Genomic DNA, 15,817 nt, shown 5'->3' with positions numbered 1-15,817 from the left:
GCCGCGGTGGTCGTTTACTGCACGGCGCCGGGGGTTCCGCTTGGTTGCGTGGCGCGTCCCGTGGCAAGGACCGCGATCTATTGTACTGCTCCGGGCTTGCCAGTTGGCTGTGTCCGCAGGCCGGGCGTTCGCGCACCCGGTCTCGGTGTCGCGCCGGTCAATCGTGGTGGCCCGAGGAACCGTCTCGGCATCAGATAGTCCAGGCGATGAAAGTGTCTCCGCGCTCGGTTCCTATGACCTTATCCGCGCGCTCCCCGCTGGCATCAGCCCCCTTAGCCGGCTTCGGGGAAGTCGGCGGGTAGCAGCAGCGAGACCGTTGTGCCGAGCGGTGCGCTTGTGACGGACAAGGTCACATCGCAGAGGGCTGCGCGCTTTTTCATGTTGAGCAAGCCTCGGCCCTGCACCGTCCCCGCCCCATTCACCGCATCGACCGCAAAGCCGCAACCGTTGTCCCTGACGGAGATCTGGCCCCTCGCGTCGCCGTCGGGGCCAGGTATGGTCTCGATCATGATCGTCACGATCGATGCGCCCGAGTGTTTGATCGCATTGGTGACAGCTTCGTCAAGCAGCCTGATCACCTGGATAACGTGCCTTGGACGCAGGCCCGGATAGACGGGAAGTCCGTGTGACGACTGTACGCTCCAAACGAGCTGCATGTCGTGGGCGCGCAACTGGCCTGATATCCGCTCCCTCCAAGAACCAAGGGCAAGCATGAGGTCGCCATCGATCTCTTCCATTGCGTTGATGACCAGACGAAGATCGCGCAGCGCAGCGCGAGCGGCATCTCCGATTGTATTCGTTGTATCTCTCGGCTGTTCGGCAAGAGCGACGATGCTGACGAGTTGCCCGCCCAACCCGTCATGCAGGTCCCGCATCAATCGCGTCCGCTCCGATGCCAAAGCCGCCGCCCTTGCGCGTTCTTCTTCGCGGGAAAAACTTGCCCTGAGCTTGACCTCGGCCTCCGACACTTGCTTCACCAACCGGTCGGCGAAACTGTCGGCATCATTCAAAGCCTGGACGAAACGCCAGGTCAGCCAAACTCCGATGACGATCAGGACGATCGAATAACCGAACCAGCCGATAAAGATCCGTTCACCCGGAAGGAGCCGGCTGACCGTCAGGATATCGTTCAGGGCGCATCCCAGCATGACTGAGAATACAGGCGCCATTATCAGCGCCTTTCGGTTTCCGCGCAGAGCTGCGTTGCCCAAGAGCACGCAAGCAACGGCGGCGCAGAGAGCAATCGTTGGTGGCCCTAGCGGCAGGAAGATGGCGTGAAGTAAATCATGCTGTCCCGAAAGGCCCGCAAAGGCAATGATAATGCCGGGTACGAATGTGAGATGAAGCCATCGCGGTGGCGGCATGTCGATGAAGCGCACGATGAAGTGCAGAACCAGCGGCGCTTGCGTAACAACGGCAGCGCCGACGAGGCCGAGCGTCTGTGGCGATGCTGGCATCGAGACGAAATACTGAAAAAAACCGATCAGCATGGCGAGCGCAAGCAGCCCATAGCTGCGATCGTTCCGGCGGTTGATCCAGATCAGGCCGAGGATCGCTCCCAATGTCGCCTGTCCGGCAACAAGGATGAGGGGCAGGGTCTCGAACATGATCGACCGCTGATCGTGAACCGGTCTCAGGACCTTGTCCGGACCGGCATAAACGCTGTCCAGATAGCCGCCGACCGGCCCCCATGTGACGAGGTGAATGATCAGCTCATTGCGCCCCTCATGCAGCAGGCTTTCCGGAATCGTCGCTATGGCGGACGTATTGCGGTCGGGTCTGCGGCTCATAACATTCCGGTGCGTATCGTGGATCATTGAGCCGTTGACCTCGAATTGTACGCCCGTGGTAAAGCGCGGCACGAAAATGCTCCATGCCACATCTTTCTGCGTGGTCGGTCGTTCGAGTGAGACGCGATAAATCGCAGAGGAGGTCGCATCTTCGGAGACGGGGCGAAAGTCCGGGAGGTCCACAGAACGGAATTGGCCTGTCGCGTCTTGAAGCTCAACGCCGCTCAGTTCATAGACCGCGGGAGGCAGGGGCGGGCCGATCTGGCGGGCCAGGATGCAAAGGACGATGATGACAGGTTGCAGCGCCAGGTACAGCAGCAGCCAGCCGATCCTGCCACGCGGTCGAGCCATCCTTCCAACTTGGTGAGCGGCAGCTTTCATCCTAAAGCTTTATCAAGCCCTGCTGCAAGGCTTCGAATACGGCCTCACCGCGGGTATTCACCTCGAGCTTGCGATAGATGTTCTTTATATAGCCGGGAACGGTCTGGCGTGAAATACCCAGATAATCCGCGATGTCGGCGTAGCTGAAACCCTTGGCGATGCCCCACAGAATGTCGATTTCGCGCGCTGTCAGCTTGGCGGTATTCAAGTCCGTCCCGACGACGGGATCCTTGACGCCTTGGGTCCGTTTGACGATGAAACGGGCTATCGAGGCCGAGATTGGCGAGTGGCCCCGCATAAGATCGCGCACCGTGTCGGCGATGTCGGTCAGCAGAGCGTCCTTCAGCAGATAGCCGTTGGCGCCGAGTAAAATAGCCGAAATGACGCTTTCTTCATCGCCCAGGATGGAGATGACCAAGATCTCGGTGGTCTGGCTATGCTGCCGGACGTCGCGGATCAGGTCCATGCCATGGCCATCGGGTAGCTGGAGGTCAGTCAGAAGCACATCAGGATAACCAGACTCCAGCACTTGGCGCGCCTCCGAGAGCGTTCCCGCCTGAAGAACCGAAAATGCGGAAGCGTCGGACAGGCCGTCAGCGATACGCCGACGTGTTGGTCCATCGTCCTCGACGATGACAACGGATATAGGTCCGGCTCTCTCCGTTTGGGTGTTCAAGATAACACTCGCTTTCAGGCCTCGGCTTGGCCAGAAAGGATTATTGAGCAAATCCCCAAACCGCGCCAGCCATGAACATGGGGGTGTGGCGGGTCAGAATTGGCGGACCGCAAGGGGAAAATGCAGAGAAGAAAGCCGCAGCGGAAAAACAACGGTGCCAGCTGCGCTCACCAAAACCGGCCAGAGCGATTTCTGCAAGCCGTCGGACGCGGCCATCCGGCTCAAGCGCACGGTTACGCTTGTCGCCATAGGCATCAATCATTCAATCCGACTGTCCGTTTCCGCATCGAACAGATGAATGTGTTCCTGCTGGAAATTCAATCCGACGGTTTGACCGCCGGTTATTGGAACTCGTCCATTTACGACGACGACACATTCGGGCGTCGTTGCCGTTGTGACGAAGGTCGTTGACCCTGTCGACTCGACCAAGGCCACCGGTGCTTCCAACAAACCCTTGCCGTCTTCGGCGATGGTAAGATGTTCGGGCCGCAGACCGACGACAAGATTTCGATTGGCCGGAATGGTTCTGTCGAGACCGATCGTCTGTGGCCGGCCAAGATCCAGGATGAGGCTTTTTCCATCCGGTCCTGTCGTTGCCGGAATGAAATTCATGGCCGGCGATCCTATAAATCCGGCAACGAAACGGCTGACCGGTCGGTCATAGAGTTCAAGCGGCCGGCCCTGTTGCTCGATCACGCCCTGGCGCATGACCACGACGTGATCAGCCATTGTCATCGCTTCGATCTGGTCGTGCGTGACATAGACCGAGGTCGCGCCAAGCCGGTCATGCAGTGCCCTGATTTCCTTGCGCATATGGACACGCAGGGCGGCGTCGAGGTTGGACAGTGGCTCATCAAACAGAAAGGCCTTGGGATTGCGGATAATGGCCCGGCTCATCGCGACACGCTGTCGCTGTCCGCCCGAGAGTTCGCGGGGATAGCGATGCAGCAGGTCCGACAGGCCGGTAATGGCGGCCACGTCGTCTGCCGCCTTCTTCGCTTCTGCCTTCTTGGTGCCGCGAATGCGCAGGCTATAAGTGAGGTTTTCCTCAACCGTCATATGCGGGTAAAGCGCATAGGACTGGAACACCATGGCCAGATCCCGCTTGCGGGGCGGTACATTGTTCATGCGGTCGCCGGCAATAACCAGGTTACCTTCGGAGATCGATTCAAGCCCTGCGAGGGCGCGCAGAAGCGTTGATTTGCCACATCCGGACGGTCCCACCAAGGCGACGAAAGCGCCTTTGCGAATAGTGAGGTCGATGTTCTTCAGTGCGTGATAGGCACCGTAATATTTGTTGACACCCGACAATTCGATTTGATTGGTCATTTGAGAGCTCCCGATGTGAGGCCGGAAACGATGCGGCGCTGCAGAAGGACGAAGATGGCAAGGATCGGGGTTACGTACATCGTTGCGTACGCCATGATGTTGTTCCATTCGCTGGTGTTTGGACCCATGAACGAGTTGAGACCGACACTTGCGGGCTGCAATTCGATGTTCTGGATCATCGACTTTGAATAGACGAACTCGCCGAATGCCTGCATGAAGATGAGGATGGCGCTGACAAGGATACCGTTGCGGGCAAGCGGGAGCACGATGTTGAAGAAGGCACCGATGCGCGAGTTGCCATCGACCAATGCGGCCTCCTCAAGCTCCATCGGCACAGCCATGAATGTCGCCCGCACGAGAACCACGAAGAACGGCATGCTCTTTGCCGCTATCGCCAGGATGACGGCAAAGCGCGGGTAGTCCAGCAAACCGACTTGAGAGAACCCGACGAAGATCGGGGTGATCATCAGCGATGCGGGCAGAACCTGCAGCATCAGAATGAGGAACAGGCCCACATCCACCCAGCGGTTACGGTACCGCGCCAGTACATAGGCACAGCCGGTACCGAGAACGGCGATGAGCGCCACCGACCCAAAGGCGATCAGCGTTGAGTTCCACAGGTAACGGCCCATGTTCCGGCTTTCCCAGACATACGCGAAGGTGCTCCACTGCGCTGTCGATGGCCAGAAGCTGGGCGGGGTGGCAAACATCTCCGAGCCCGTTTTCAGAGCCGTGACGTACATCCAGTAGAGCGGAAACAGGTAGATCGCCGCCATGATGATGGCGATGGCGAGCATCAGGCGGTTTCGGTTGGTTTCAGTCATCCGCGCACCTCATGACGGGTCGAGCGCACATAGACGATAGCCGCAAACATCACGAACACAGTCATGATGACCGAGATCGTGGCACCTTTGCCAAAGTCGTATTGCCGGAAGGAGAGGTCCCAGGCCCAGTATTGGGCGACATTGGATGAGTTGTTCGGCCCGCCATCCGTGATTGCCGCGAACAGATCGAACTGTTGCAGTGTGAAGATAAGCCCGAGCGAAATGATCGCGCCGATGGTGGAGCGCATCATGGGCAGGGTGATGGTCCAGAAGCGCTGCCAGGCGTTTGCACCGTCCAGCTCGGCTGCTTCATAGAGATCACCGGGTATGGCGGAAAGACCGACGGACAGAAGGATCATATTGAACGATGTGCCAAGCCAGATATTGGCGAGCACGACCGCCCAGAGCGAGAAATTGGGGTCTGAGCGCCAGAAGATATTGCTGTCGATCAGGCCGCTTTCACGCAGAAAGAAGTTCAGGACGCCAAAGTCCCCCGAGAGTATCCAGTTCCAGATCGCACCGACGACCAGACCCGGCATGACCCAAGAGACCAGAAACAATCCACGAAGCCACGATGATCCCGGAAAGTTGACCCAGAAAAACAGCGCAAGGCCAAACCCGATGAGAAACTGGCCAGTGATCGAGCCGACCACGAAAATGACGGTGTTGAAGAGAATAGGCAGGGTTTCGGGCTGCTTGAACAGATCGATGTAATTCTTGAAGCCGACGAATGGCCTGATGATGCTTCCCAGACTGAACATGTCCACTTCCTGAAAGCTTATCAGGATATTGTAGAGCAGGGGCAAGCCCGCAAGAATGAACAGGAAGGCAAAGGGAACTCCGACCAGGCCAATGTCGAAGCCGCGGCCGTCCGTGATGCTGGAAAGTATCCTTTTCATGGAAACCCCATAAGATCCGGTGTGGAGCTGTCCGCTCTTGACGAACGAGACAGCTCCTTCCGGGAGGAAAAGGTGGATGGCACGAGTGCCATCGGCTCCTGAGAAAGGCAGTCCTGCCTCAGCCTTCGATAAGCTTGATCTTCTCTGCAGCCTGATCGAGCGCGGCCTTAGGCTCCATCTGTCCGGTCAGCGCCGCCTGGACGGCATCCTGAATTGCCTTGGAAATCTTCGGCCATTCTGGCGAAGGGCCGCGTGGCTTGGCATATTTCAGCTGTTCCACGAAGGTCTTGAGGGCCGCATCCTTGAGCGCATTTCCGGTCGGCGGGATCGGCAGGTCGGAACGGGCAGGGATCTGGCCGAAATCCTTGTACATGGTGACGTCTTTGGAGGCGAAAAACTCAAGCGCCTTGAACGCCTCTTCCGGATGTTTGGTATTGGAGAAAATCGCCCAGTTGTAGTCGCCCATAGCGGAAGAGCGCTCGGCACCTTCCTGCGGCACCGGCAAGAGCGCGGTTCCCCAGTCAAACTTGGCATCGGTCACCATGCGGTCGATTTCCCAAGGTCCGGATATCGCCATCGCCGCATTGCCCGCATTGAAGGTTGCCGTGGAATCCCACTGGCTGCGCGTCAACGTGTCCGGAGATGTCATTTTGCCGTCGAGCAATTGCTTCCAGATCGTCAGCGCCCGGACAGCCCCATCACTGTTGATGGACTTGTAGGTGGCGCCGCCCATCTGTGCCCAGGGCAGGAACTGGAACGTGCCTTCCTCATTGGCTTTGGCCGAGAAGGTGATGCCGTAAACATTCTTGGATGGGTCGGTCAGCTTCTTGGCGGTCTCGAGCAACTCGTCCCAGGTCTGCGGCGGCTTTTCCGGATCCAGACCAGCGGCCTTGAACAGGTCCTTGTTGTAATAAAGCGCGATCGTATTGGTCGCTTTCGGCACGCCGTAATATTTTCCGTCCCAGGTGGCGGAGGCGAGCGGGCCGGGAAAGTAGTTTTCCGGCTTGATCGTGCTTGAACCGGCAATCATGTCGGTGAGGTCCAGAAATGCCTTGCGGGACGCAAACATGGCATGATTTGGATTGTCGATTGCGATAATGTCAGGTGCTTTACCGGTCGAATAGGCTCGCATCGCCTCGCTGACCACATCGTCGAACTGAATCTGGCGATATTCGATCTGGATGCCGTTCTTCTGCGCGTTGAATTCCTTGATGAGATTGGGGGCGGGCTGAATGTCTCGGTCGAGCGACCATAGCGTCAGCTTGACGTCTTCTGCCTGAGCGCTGAGCGCAAAGAGCGATGCAGTTGCTGCAAACGCCGTAGCGATGGCGATCGTATATGTTCGGATACCCATTTTGTCCTCCTTTGTGGTTCTCCGGAATGCACTTTCGCGCGGCGCGGCCTCCTCCTTGCCGCGCCAACATTGAACGATCTAAACCGGGTCGACGACGAAATCGCCGCCGCGCGCCTGTTTCAGGTGATTGAGACCGTGAACCTGTCCGGTCATCTCCAGCCCATCCCGATAGACCGGGTCGTGCCAGCCTTCGATGTCGATGGAGCCGGACCAGCCCGCCAGTCGCAGCTCGGAGATGATGTCCGTCCAGTTGCTGTCGCCGAAACCGGGTGTGCGCATCAAAACGAACGGATGTTTGCCGAAAATGCCATGTTCGCGAATGACGTCCCACCGAATGGTCGCATCCTTGCCGTGGACGTGAAAGATCTTCGAAGCCCATTTGCGGATCTGCGGCAGTGGGTCGATGAGGTAGACCATCTGATGGCAGGGTTCCCACTCAAGCCCGATATTGTCATCGGGGGTCTCGTTGAACATCAGTTCCCAGGCATCCGGATTGTGAGCGATATTCCAGTCGCCCGTCGCCCAGTTGCCGTCCATGGCGCAGTTCTCAAAAGCGATTTTCACACCCTTGTCCGCCGCCCGCTTGGCCAGCTCACTCCAAATCTGCTTGTAACGTGGAAGGCTGTCGGGCAGGGGCTTGTTGCGGATGCGGCCAGTAAAGCCGGCAACGCACGTCGCTCCAAAATGGTGGGCGTTGTCGATGCAATCCTTCCAACCCTGCAACGTCTGAAGGTCCATGTCGGTCTCTTCGAGCGGGTTACCGAACATGCCAAGTGTCGACATCGTAACGTCGCGATCTCCAATCGCCTCGCGGCAGCGCTTGCCGAGCTCGGCGATGTCCTGACCATTGGTCGTCTGCCAGAAGAAGGGCTCGAAACTTTCAAACCCCATGTCGGCGATCTGCGAAATGCGTTCTGCAGCCTGCCCCTTCGAGGCGCTGACCATGGTGCCGATGCGAATGGATTTTTCCTGCTGGTTGATCAATGTCACGGTCCCTATGCTGAAATGTCGACGGATTGGCCCGACTTGGCGCTTTCGATGGCGCCAAGCACCATGGCCAGGCTTTTGATATTGTCGTGGTTGACTGTTTCGGGTTCGCGCCCGGTGCTGATGGCATCGAGGAAATCGGCGATCACGCTGGCGTGGCCGTGGGTTTCCTCGTCTCTGGCAGGGGCAGGGACGTCGATTGACGTAAAGCCCGGGAGGAGGCCGGGATCGTTCCCGGCAACGGCAGCCCTAAACGTATCTTCGCCATCCCAGGTCAGCATGCCTTTCGAGCCGACAATGCGCCACGCGCTTTCCCAGCTGGTGCGCTCGCCTTCGGCACACCAGGAACCTCGATAGGTAAAGACCACATCGTCCGAGAAACGGAAAATCGCATTGGCCGCAGCGCCATGGGCGTACCATGAGCCGGTCGGATTGGTTTCAACGCAATAGACCGAGAGGGGCGCCTTGCCGGACACGAAACGCGCTGCATCAAACGTATGGATCGCCATGTCGAGGAGCAGGACATTCTCCATCTCTTCTCGAAAGCCACCGAAATGTGGGCCGAGGAAGAAATCGGAATGAATGCCCGTGACCTCGCCGATCGCGCCGCTTTCGACCAGACGACGCATGCGGCGGACGCCTGCAATGAAACGTCGGTTCTGAACGACGGCATGAATACGACCCGCTGCGCTGGCGGCACGGCGCAGATCCTGCGCTTCCTCCATGGAGGTTGCCATCGGCTTTTCGCTTAAGACGTGGCAGCCATGGGCGAGGCCGGCGCTGACCACCGAATGGCGAGCGTTGGGGATGACGACATCCAACAGGATGTCTGGCCTGGTCTCCGCGAGAACAACTTCCAGATCCGTCCCGATAACCGCTTGTTGAAGATTGAATTCGGTTGCAAGCGCCTCAGCTGTCGCTCGGTCGAGATCAACGAGGCCAACGATTTCTATGGCATCTTTGATGTGGGGCGTGTCCCGCACCGCCCGGAGCCAGCCTTTGGCCATAGCTCCGCATCCACACAAAACAGCATTGTATGTCACTGGTATCCTCCTCCTTACGGAAATCGAAACTCCTCTTCCGATTTTCCGTAAACGTTTACGGTAGTATGGACAGGAGCCAGAATTTGTCAATATTGTTTTGGGCGACGCATTCGGGTCCGCGGAAAGGCAGTTCATGAAGGGCATTCGCCAGCTGGCAAATTATCTAGATATATCAATAGGAACTGTGTCCCGCGCCTTGAACGGAAAGGCGGACGTGAATGAGGAGACGCGGCGCCGGGTTCTCGAAGCGGCCACCAGACTGGGCTATGTCGCCAACCAGTCGGGGCGTTCTCTGCGCAAGGGTTCGACAGGCGTCATCGGCTTCATGATGCAGACGGGACCCGAAATTACAGGCCAGGGCGACACGTTCTTTATGAGTGTCTTTGACGGCGTGCAAACCGTCCTTGCCCGTCACAAGCTCGATCTCGTCGCACTGCTGTGTTCATCCGACCAAGACCCGGACGCCTATCTTCAGCGCGTCGTCGCGCGTGGCTTCGCGGATGCTGTCATTCTCTCTGCCACCCGTCTCCACGATGCGCGTTTCGAACTGCTCGCTCGCCACAATATTCCCTTCATCACCTTGGGGCGAAGCCAGACCGATGTCGGCCAGCCTTGGATCGATCTGGATTTCGAGGGCATGGCAGAGGTCGCCATCGAGCGGCTTGTGAAAAGCGGTCACCGGCACATCGGCCTGATCTGGCCGAATGGTGATCTGAACCTCGGCCATCTGTTCGTTCACCGATCCCAGGAGGTTCTTGCCCGGCACAATCTGTCGCTTTCGCCGGAGCACATTTTTCGTGCCACGCCGAGCGAAACGGGTGGCTATGGCGTGGCTCGTCAGATCATGGACTGCGAAACCCGTCCGACGGCTGTTGTCCTTGTCAACGAGACGTTGGTGACCGGGCTCTACCGTGGGCTGGAAGAGGTCGGGCTGATGCCCGGCAAGGACATCGCCATCATCGGGCGGCAGAGCCCGCAGGCCCAGTTTCTCAAACCAAGCCTAACCTGCTTCAGTCTTTCTCTTCGCGATCTCGGCATAAGCCTTGCCGAGGGTCTGTTATCTGTCATGCCGGAATACAAGCTGCACTACCCTGATGCCGTCAAACGTTTGGTATGGCCCATGGACCTGATTGAAGGTGAGAGCAGCTGAGAACTGCCGCCTCTGTAGATCGGGTCGTCGATCCAAGCCAAACCAAGCAGTGGCGGTAGAATAGACAGGCGCGACGCCAATCGCGTTATGACAGACGCGAGGCGGAAGGTCGGTTTCTTAGGGCACGCAGGGCGTTGAGGATGACGGCGATATCGATGATTTCCTGAAACAGTGCTCCTTGCACCGGCGTCAAATACCCCGCTGCGGCGAGGATCATCGCGCCTACCGATAGACCGATGCCCGCAAAAACACTCTGTAGCGCGATCCGTCGACAGGCGTGCGCAATCGCGATGCCCTCCACAATCCTGTCGAGCCTCTCGACCAACAGAACCGCATCGGCCGACTCGATGGCGGCAGCTGAGCCATGCGCACCCATGGCAAGTCCGATATTCGCTGCAGCAAGGGCAGGCGCGTCATTCACGCCATCGCCGATCATCATCACCGGCGCGCGTGTCTTTTCATCCTTGACGATGTCGATCTTTTGGCCTGGCGAGAGGTCGGCTCTGACCTCATCGAAAGGCAGGCCGGCGGTGATTTGGCGTGCGACAATCGCGCGGTCGCCCGTGGCCAGAATGATCCGCGTTACCCCAATTGCCTTGAAACCGTTCAACGCCGAAGCAGCTCCCGCCCTGAGTTGATCCGAAAACAACAAGATGCCGGCAAATTTCCCGTCGATCGCGACCGCTGCGGCGATGGTTCCTGGTGTGTGTGCGTCGTTGATTTCAACGCCGTAGGCCGAGGCGATGAAGTTGATGCCACCGATGGCAACCTTTCTGTCGCCAACCGTCCCGGCAATTCCTTCGCCGGGTTCCTCGCTCACCTGTTCCGGCGAAACAAGGCTCAAGTTCCGGGCATGCGCTGCATCAACCAGCGCCTTGGCGGCCACGTGACTCGATGCCTGATCGAGCGAGGCGACGAGGCGCAGAAACTCGTCCTCTGGCCAAGATGTAGAAATTTCTCGCAGGGTCGGTCTGCCATCGGTCAGCGTCCCTGTCTTGTCGAGCACCAGCGTCCGGATCATGCTTAGCTCTTCAAGGATTTTTGCCCCCTTGATCAGAAGACCGGAGCTTGCCGCCCTTGAGACACCAGCAGCCCAAGCGATCGGTACGGCGAGGATGAGTGGGCAGGGTGTTGCGACCACGAGGACAGCGACGGACCTGACGGGATCCCCGGAAATCCACCAAGCCAGCAAAGCGATTGCGATTGTGACGGTCAGGAAGACCAACGCATACCGGTCTGCCATGCGGGCCATCGGCGCCTTGCTCTGCTGGGCCGCCTCAACAAGCTTCAAGATGCCCGCATAGGTACTGTCGGAGGCTGCTTTTGTGGCGGTCATATTAAAGAGGTCACCGACATTGGCGGCCCCGCTCATGACGATATCGCCCGGGCGTTTCTTGGCAGGCAGCGGTTCGCCTGTCAGTGCGGACTCGTCAAGAACAGCCTCCCCGTCGTTCACGGTACCGTCGACCGGCACCAGATCGCCACGCCGAACAACAAGGCAGTCGCCAACTGCTATGGAATCGACTGACACTTCCTCCATCTGGCTTTCACGGCGCCTCGTTGCCACATGAGGTGCACGCGAAAGAAGCGCGGTCATCTCCCGTCGGGCTCTGCCCTCGGCGACATTCTCGAGATATTGACCGCCGGAATACATCAAGGCAACGATCGTCGCCGCAAGGTATTCGCCAAAAAGAAGGGCTCCGCCCATGGAGAGAAGCGCGATGACATCCAGACCGATTTCACCGGCGCCAATCCGCGCGATGATCTGGGCAACGAGGGCGACCATGACGAGACCGGTCGCAAGCGCCAGCGATGTGACATAGAGATCCTGAAATCCGCCGTGCCAGGCGATCAATCCAATTGTCAGCCCTATGATCGGGGCCGCGACGAGAAGGGGCCGTAACGGCCGGAGCCAGTGTTCCAGGGGCATAGTCATCCTCGTCTTCAAGCGCCTGTTGTTGAGGCAGGGGACCGTCACCGGGATCCGCTACCAGGGACCGACCGCATGATCAGGATTGCAATCTTAAGAGTTCGGTATTCCCAACCCCGGTTGCCGCCGAGACGATTTGTATAGGATCGACCAGGTCAGCGACGCGGGAACGTGCTGGACGGACCAAGCCCTGAACCACGAGAACCATCGGGCGCGCGACGGCCATGAGGCCGTCAACGCGCCGGACGGAACGAGAGGCCCGACCGCAGCCGATGCCCCTAAGGTTCGGAGACTGTGCGTGACAGCCGCTCATCGGGCCATGAATATCGGAAAATCCGAAGATTCCAGCAAGGTAGCCGTCACACCGCCGAAGATACGTTCATGCAGCCGCGAATGGCCGTAGGCTCCCATGACGATCATGTCGCAGCCGGTTTCCAATGCATGCTGCGTGAGAATGTCCTCGGTTGCTCGGCCGCCGCTCGCCAGCTGTTCGACGACAACCTTGATGCCATGTCGCGAGAGAAATGCGGCAACGTCTGCGCCAGGCTCGCCCCCGTTTTTGAAGTAGGCACCATCCGGATCGACGAGAACGACATGCACGGCATCGGCTCGTTTCAGAATATCCAGTGCATCCTTGGCGGCTGTTGCGGATTCCGCTCTGGAATTCCAGGCGAGAAGAACATTTTTGGGCGGAAAAGTGATGTTGCCCTTGGAAGGGATCAGCAGGATCGGCGTGCGGGCGTCAAAGGCTGCAGCCGAGACCACAAGACGTCGCAACCCTCTTTCGCGCCGGACGCTGTTGCCGAGAATGACGAGGTCGGCATACATGGCGCGCACGCCGATATTGCTCTGAAGAATGAAGTTGTCGTCGTAAAAGTGATCGATATCAAAGGAAATGGCGCTCTGGCTGCACAGCGCCTCGGCGGCCGTCTTGACGTTGACCAGCGCCTTTATCTCTTCCTGCCGTTGCTCAAGCCAGGCGGTCCCCACGGGATAGTCGGACGTGATCGGCTGCAACGCCGTGCCGATGACCATGATCGAAAGATGCGCGTCTGACTCAATTGTCAGCTCGATGGCCTTGGCAATATCGGCGTTGGCGCCGTGTTCACCGACGACAGCAAGAATAGTTTTGAACGACATGGTTGGCTCCATCCATTTCAGAGGTTTTGGATGAAGCAAGCCTAGAAGCCTCGGAAGAGATGGCGATGATCTTTGTCAATCGATGGGTACGAAAGCGCTTTCGGGAGACCGAACAGGTCCATTATCTTCAGACCGGCCTCTTCGCACACGCGTTGCCCGGACTGGGGCGCTCGAAGCGGTGATCGTTGATGAAGATCAAGGACGGCCCGAGCCGCGGGTTTAACCTCCCGACAACGAGGGAGAAAAGACCATGCAGACCGTGCGATCCATCATGACGGCAGATCCGATTTCTGTTCACCCAGACGCCAAGATCTGGGAGGCGGCCAACACCATGTTGGATTGCGGGTTCAGCGGTCTGCCGGTGATCGATAATGACGAGCAGGTACTGGGCGTGATCAGTGAAAGCGATTTCCTGCGACGCGGGGAGCTTCGGTCGCAGGCTTCGCCCGGGATGTGGCGTAGGCTGTTTTCGTCACGCGGTGCGTTGGCGGAGGATTACGCGAAAGCTTTCGGGAAAGAGGTGAGCGAAGTCATGTCCTCGCCGGCGATCACGGTCGAGCCATGGATAACCGTCGAAGATGCCGCGAACCTGATGGGCGATCGCGGCATCAAACGCCTGCCGGTTGTCGAAAATAACAAGCTCGTCGGCATCGTCACGCGAGCCGACATCATGCGCACCCTGATCCGACAGATGTCAGCGTCCGCCGTCGATCGAATCGACGCGGATATCAAAGCCGGACTTGAGGCTGAATATGACCGGCAACGCTGGGGTGACACCATCACGGTGGCCGTCGACGCGACTGTGGTCACACTGGAAGGCAGGGTACTGGATGCACGCGAAAAGACGGCTGCGCGGGTCGCGGCTGAGAACACTCTGGGTGTCACCAAGGTGATCGATCAGATTCTGGTTGTCGGACTACCGGAGATGCCAGTCTCACCTCCAGGATTTTAAGCCAAACAGTGCCTGCGCAGGACGGACCGTACGAAATCGCTCGCGCATGATCGTCTTTGTTTTGCGGGGCGGTCGCCGCCTGCGCCGCCTATGTGGACAACCGACAGGCGTCAGACAGGGCGAACGTCGCGTCAGTGGTCCATTGTCTCAACGCAGTTGGTTTCGAAAATCAGGCCGGCTACACCAGCAACGCTTTCTGCCACCACTTGCATGGCACGCCTTTGCGCAGGCGAGGGGACAGGGCCGAAGATCTCGACGATCGAATTCCTGACCTCAACTGTAAGTCGCTCTGGCTCGAGGCCGAGCTCCGAGCGCAGCCGCGTCAAAACTGCAAGCCGCAACGCGACATCTCCTTTTGCCACCGCATCGCGGTTTGCAGTCACGGCCCGTATGATATCGCTCCGACTGATGATCCCCACGAGCCTTCCCGACTGAAGAACGGGCAACCGTTTGATACCATGCGTCCTGACAAGCGCTGCAACATCCGCAAGCGATTGTTGTGGCGAGACGGAGATAACGTCCTTTGTCATCGAATCTGCCACGGTAGTGCCGTGCGCTCGCACGTAATTTTCGAAGAAACTATCGTCAGGATCTTTCGGTGGAGACTGCGGGCCGAGATTGAAGACGCTCCGACTCAAGAGATCGCCTTCCGTCAGCATCCCGACGACTTGACCATCGTCGCTGATCACCGGCAGACCGCTGACCTTGTGATCGAGCATCAGCTGGATCGCATGTTTGATACTCGTGTTCGCCGACACGCAGATCGGCCTCTGTGTCATGAAGTCCCTAACCAACATCAAACAATCCTCTCGCAGCTTTTGTTCACTTTGACAGAAGCGATGCTGGAGACCTTTGATCTTGCGCAACGCAAGGCGCCCGAGACGCAGCCACTGCCGGAATTCACGCCTTCGCCCGTAACGCCGCCATAGGGCTGTCTAGAGATGCTGAAGCGCGTGTGCGCAGGATTGGCAGAACGGCGTGTGCGGGACGACGTCGAGACGTTGGTCGCTGATGGCATTGCCGCATTTGGCGCAGATACCGAAAGTGCCTTCCTTTACCCGGTGAAGGGCGGCCTCGATCGCCAACAGCTCCGTTTGCCCCGCCTCGCCGAGCTCATCCAGAACCTCGTCGTTGTTGCGTTCGACCGCACGATCGTCGTCGTCGCGATTACGAGGTTGTTCAAAGTCATGCTCGATTTTTTCGAGGCGTGTTTGCAGATACTGCTGTCGTTGGAGGAGGATCGCCTTGAACTTCGTCTCGCGCTGCTCCCGCTGCTCAAATGAGAATGTCGTCATCGTGTCCCCGAGTTTTAAGTGTGAGACCGGATATTCTTCCACTCGCAGGCAAGGGCATTGATCGTGG

At 58.4% G+C, this 15,817-nt stretch carries 15 protein-coding genes; 2 read left to right on the top strand and 13 right to left on the bottom strand.

All coding sequences use genetic code 11. From position 1 onward, the window contains the following. Nucleotides 1-272 precede the first annotated feature (272 nt). The 9 genes from G6K99_RS21220 to G6K99_RS21180 all read right to left on the bottom strand — a co-directional run bounded on the left by G6K99_RS21220 (nucleotide 273) and on the right by G6K99_RS21180 (nucleotide 9,283). Nucleotides 273-2,141: a sensor histidine kinase gene (locus G6K99_RS21220; protein WP_174197784.1), complete on the bottom strand. Its 1,869-nt coding sequence runs from the start codon at nucleotides 2,139-2,141 to the stop codon at nucleotides 273-275. A gap of 31 nt (nucleotides 2,142-2,172) precedes the next feature. Continuing rightward, nucleotides 2,173-2,847: a response regulator transcription factor gene (locus G6K99_RS21215; RefSeq protein ID WP_092662887.1), complete on the bottom strand. Its 675-nt coding sequence runs from the start codon at nucleotides 2,845-2,847 to the stop codon at nucleotides 2,173-2,175. Between the two features lie 40 nt (nucleotides 2,848-2,887). Beyond that, nucleotides 2,888-3,109 carry a hypothetical protein gene (locus G6K99_RS21210; RefSeq protein ID WP_174197783.1) on the bottom strand — a complete coding sequence of 74 codons (222 nt, stop codon included), beginning with the start codon at nucleotides 3,107-3,109 and terminating at the stop codon, nucleotides 2,888-2,890. Further along, on the bottom strand, nucleotides 3,106-4,176 hold the full coding sequence (locus G6K99_RS21205; RefSeq protein WP_174197782.1) for an ABC transporter ATP-binding protein: 1,071 nt from the start codon (nucleotides 4,174-4,176) through the stop codon (nucleotides 3,106-3,108). The genes G6K99_RS21210 and G6K99_RS21205 overlap by 4 nt, the downstream gene beginning before the upstream one ends. Then, nucleotides 4,173-5,000 (bottom strand): carbohydrate ABC transporter permease, encoded by an 828-nt coding sequence (locus G6K99_RS21200; RefSeq protein ID WP_062577842.1) that lies wholly within the window; start codon nucleotides 4,998-5,000, stop codon nucleotides 4,173-4,175. The genes G6K99_RS21205 and G6K99_RS21200 overlap by 4 nt, the downstream gene beginning before the upstream one ends. After that, nucleotides 4,997-5,899 carry a carbohydrate ABC transporter permease gene (locus tag G6K99_RS21195; protein WP_174197781.1) on the bottom strand — a complete coding sequence of 301 codons (903 nt, stop codon included), beginning with the start codon at nucleotides 5,897-5,899 and terminating at the stop codon, nucleotides 4,997-4,999. The genes G6K99_RS21200 and G6K99_RS21195 overlap by 4 nt, the downstream gene beginning before the upstream one ends. Nucleotides 5,900-6,017: 118 nt before the next feature. After that, nucleotides 6,018-7,253 carry a sugar ABC transporter substrate-binding protein gene (locus G6K99_RS21190; RefSeq protein ID WP_113111394.1) on the bottom strand — a complete coding sequence of 412 codons (1,236 nt, stop codon included), beginning with the start codon at nucleotides 7,251-7,253 and terminating at the stop codon, nucleotides 6,018-6,020. Between the two features lie 78 nt (nucleotides 7,254-7,331). Continuing rightward, nucleotides 7,332-8,198, bottom strand: a complete 867-nt coding sequence (locus G6K99_RS21185) for a sugar phosphate isomerase/epimerase (protein ID WP_180215599.1) — start codon at nucleotides 8,196-8,198, stop codon at nucleotides 7,332-7,334. Between the two features lie 50 nt (nucleotides 8,199-8,248). Next, the gene (locus G6K99_RS21180; protein ID WP_174197920.1) at nucleotides 8,249-9,283 is read right to left on the bottom strand and encodes a Gfo/Idh/MocA family oxidoreductase; all 1,035 of its coding nucleotides are present in this window, start codon (nucleotides 9,281-9,283) and stop codon (nucleotides 8,249-8,251) included. 133 nt (nucleotides 9,284-9,416) lie between these two features. On the opposite strand from G6K99_RS21180, the gene G6K99_RS21175 reads away from it, so the two are divergent. Then, nucleotides 9,417-10,433 (top strand): LacI family DNA-binding transcriptional regulator, encoded by a 1,017-nt coding sequence (locus tag G6K99_RS21175; RefSeq protein ID WP_062577848.1) that lies wholly within the window; start codon nucleotides 9,417-9,419, stop codon nucleotides 10,431-10,433. A gap of 85 nt (nucleotides 10,434-10,518) precedes the next feature. Here G6K99_RS21175 and G6K99_RS21170 read toward each other — a convergent pair whose 3' ends face one another. Both G6K99_RS21170 and G6K99_RS21165 read right to left on the bottom strand, forming a co-directional pair. Beyond that, the gene (locus G6K99_RS21170) at nucleotides 10,519-12,369 is read right to left on the bottom strand and encodes a heavy metal translocating P-type ATPase (RefSeq protein WP_244631557.1); all 1,851 of its coding nucleotides are present in this window, start codon (nucleotides 12,367-12,369) and stop codon (nucleotides 10,519-10,521) included. Nucleotides 12,370-12,672: 303 nt separating this feature from the next. Further along, nucleotides 12,673-13,503 (bottom strand): universal stress protein, encoded by an 831-nt coding sequence (locus tag G6K99_RS21165; protein ID WP_092662899.1) that lies wholly within the window; start codon nucleotides 13,501-13,503, stop codon nucleotides 12,673-12,675. 250 nt (nucleotides 13,504-13,753) lie between these two features. Here G6K99_RS21165 and G6K99_RS21160 point away from each other — a divergent pair, with 250 nt between their 5' ends. After that, on the top strand, nucleotides 13,754-14,455 hold the full coding sequence (locus G6K99_RS21160; RefSeq protein ID WP_174197780.1) for a CBS domain-containing protein: 702 nt from the start codon (nucleotides 13,754-13,756) through the stop codon (nucleotides 14,453-14,455). A gap of 131 nt (nucleotides 14,456-14,586) precedes the next feature. Here G6K99_RS21160 and G6K99_RS21155 read toward each other — a convergent pair whose 3' ends face one another. Together G6K99_RS21155 and G6K99_RS21150 are read right to left on the bottom strand one after the other, a co-directional pair. Continuing rightward, a complete protein-coding gene (locus tag G6K99_RS21155) occupies nucleotides 14,587-15,321 on the bottom strand; it encodes a CBS domain-containing protein (RefSeq protein WP_174197779.1) in 735 nt (244 codons plus the stop codon). 69 nt (nucleotides 15,322-15,390) lie between these two features. Beyond that, nucleotides 15,391-15,750: a TraR/DksA C4-type zinc finger protein gene (locus G6K99_RS21150; protein ID WP_092662907.1), complete on the bottom strand. Its 360-nt coding sequence runs from the start codon at nucleotides 15,748-15,750 to the stop codon at nucleotides 15,391-15,393. Between the last annotated feature and the right edge of the window lie 67 nt (nucleotides 15,751-15,817).

Origin of the sequence: Neorhizobium sp. AL 9.2.2 (assembly GCF_013317225.1) — a bacterium.
GTDB lineage: Bacteria > Pseudomonadota > Alphaproteobacteria > Rhizobiales > Rhizobiaceae > Neorhizobium > Neorhizobium soli.
The sequence above is the reverse complement of the archived record's forward strand: the minus strand, read 5'-3'. Positions and strand labels throughout refer to the sequence as shown.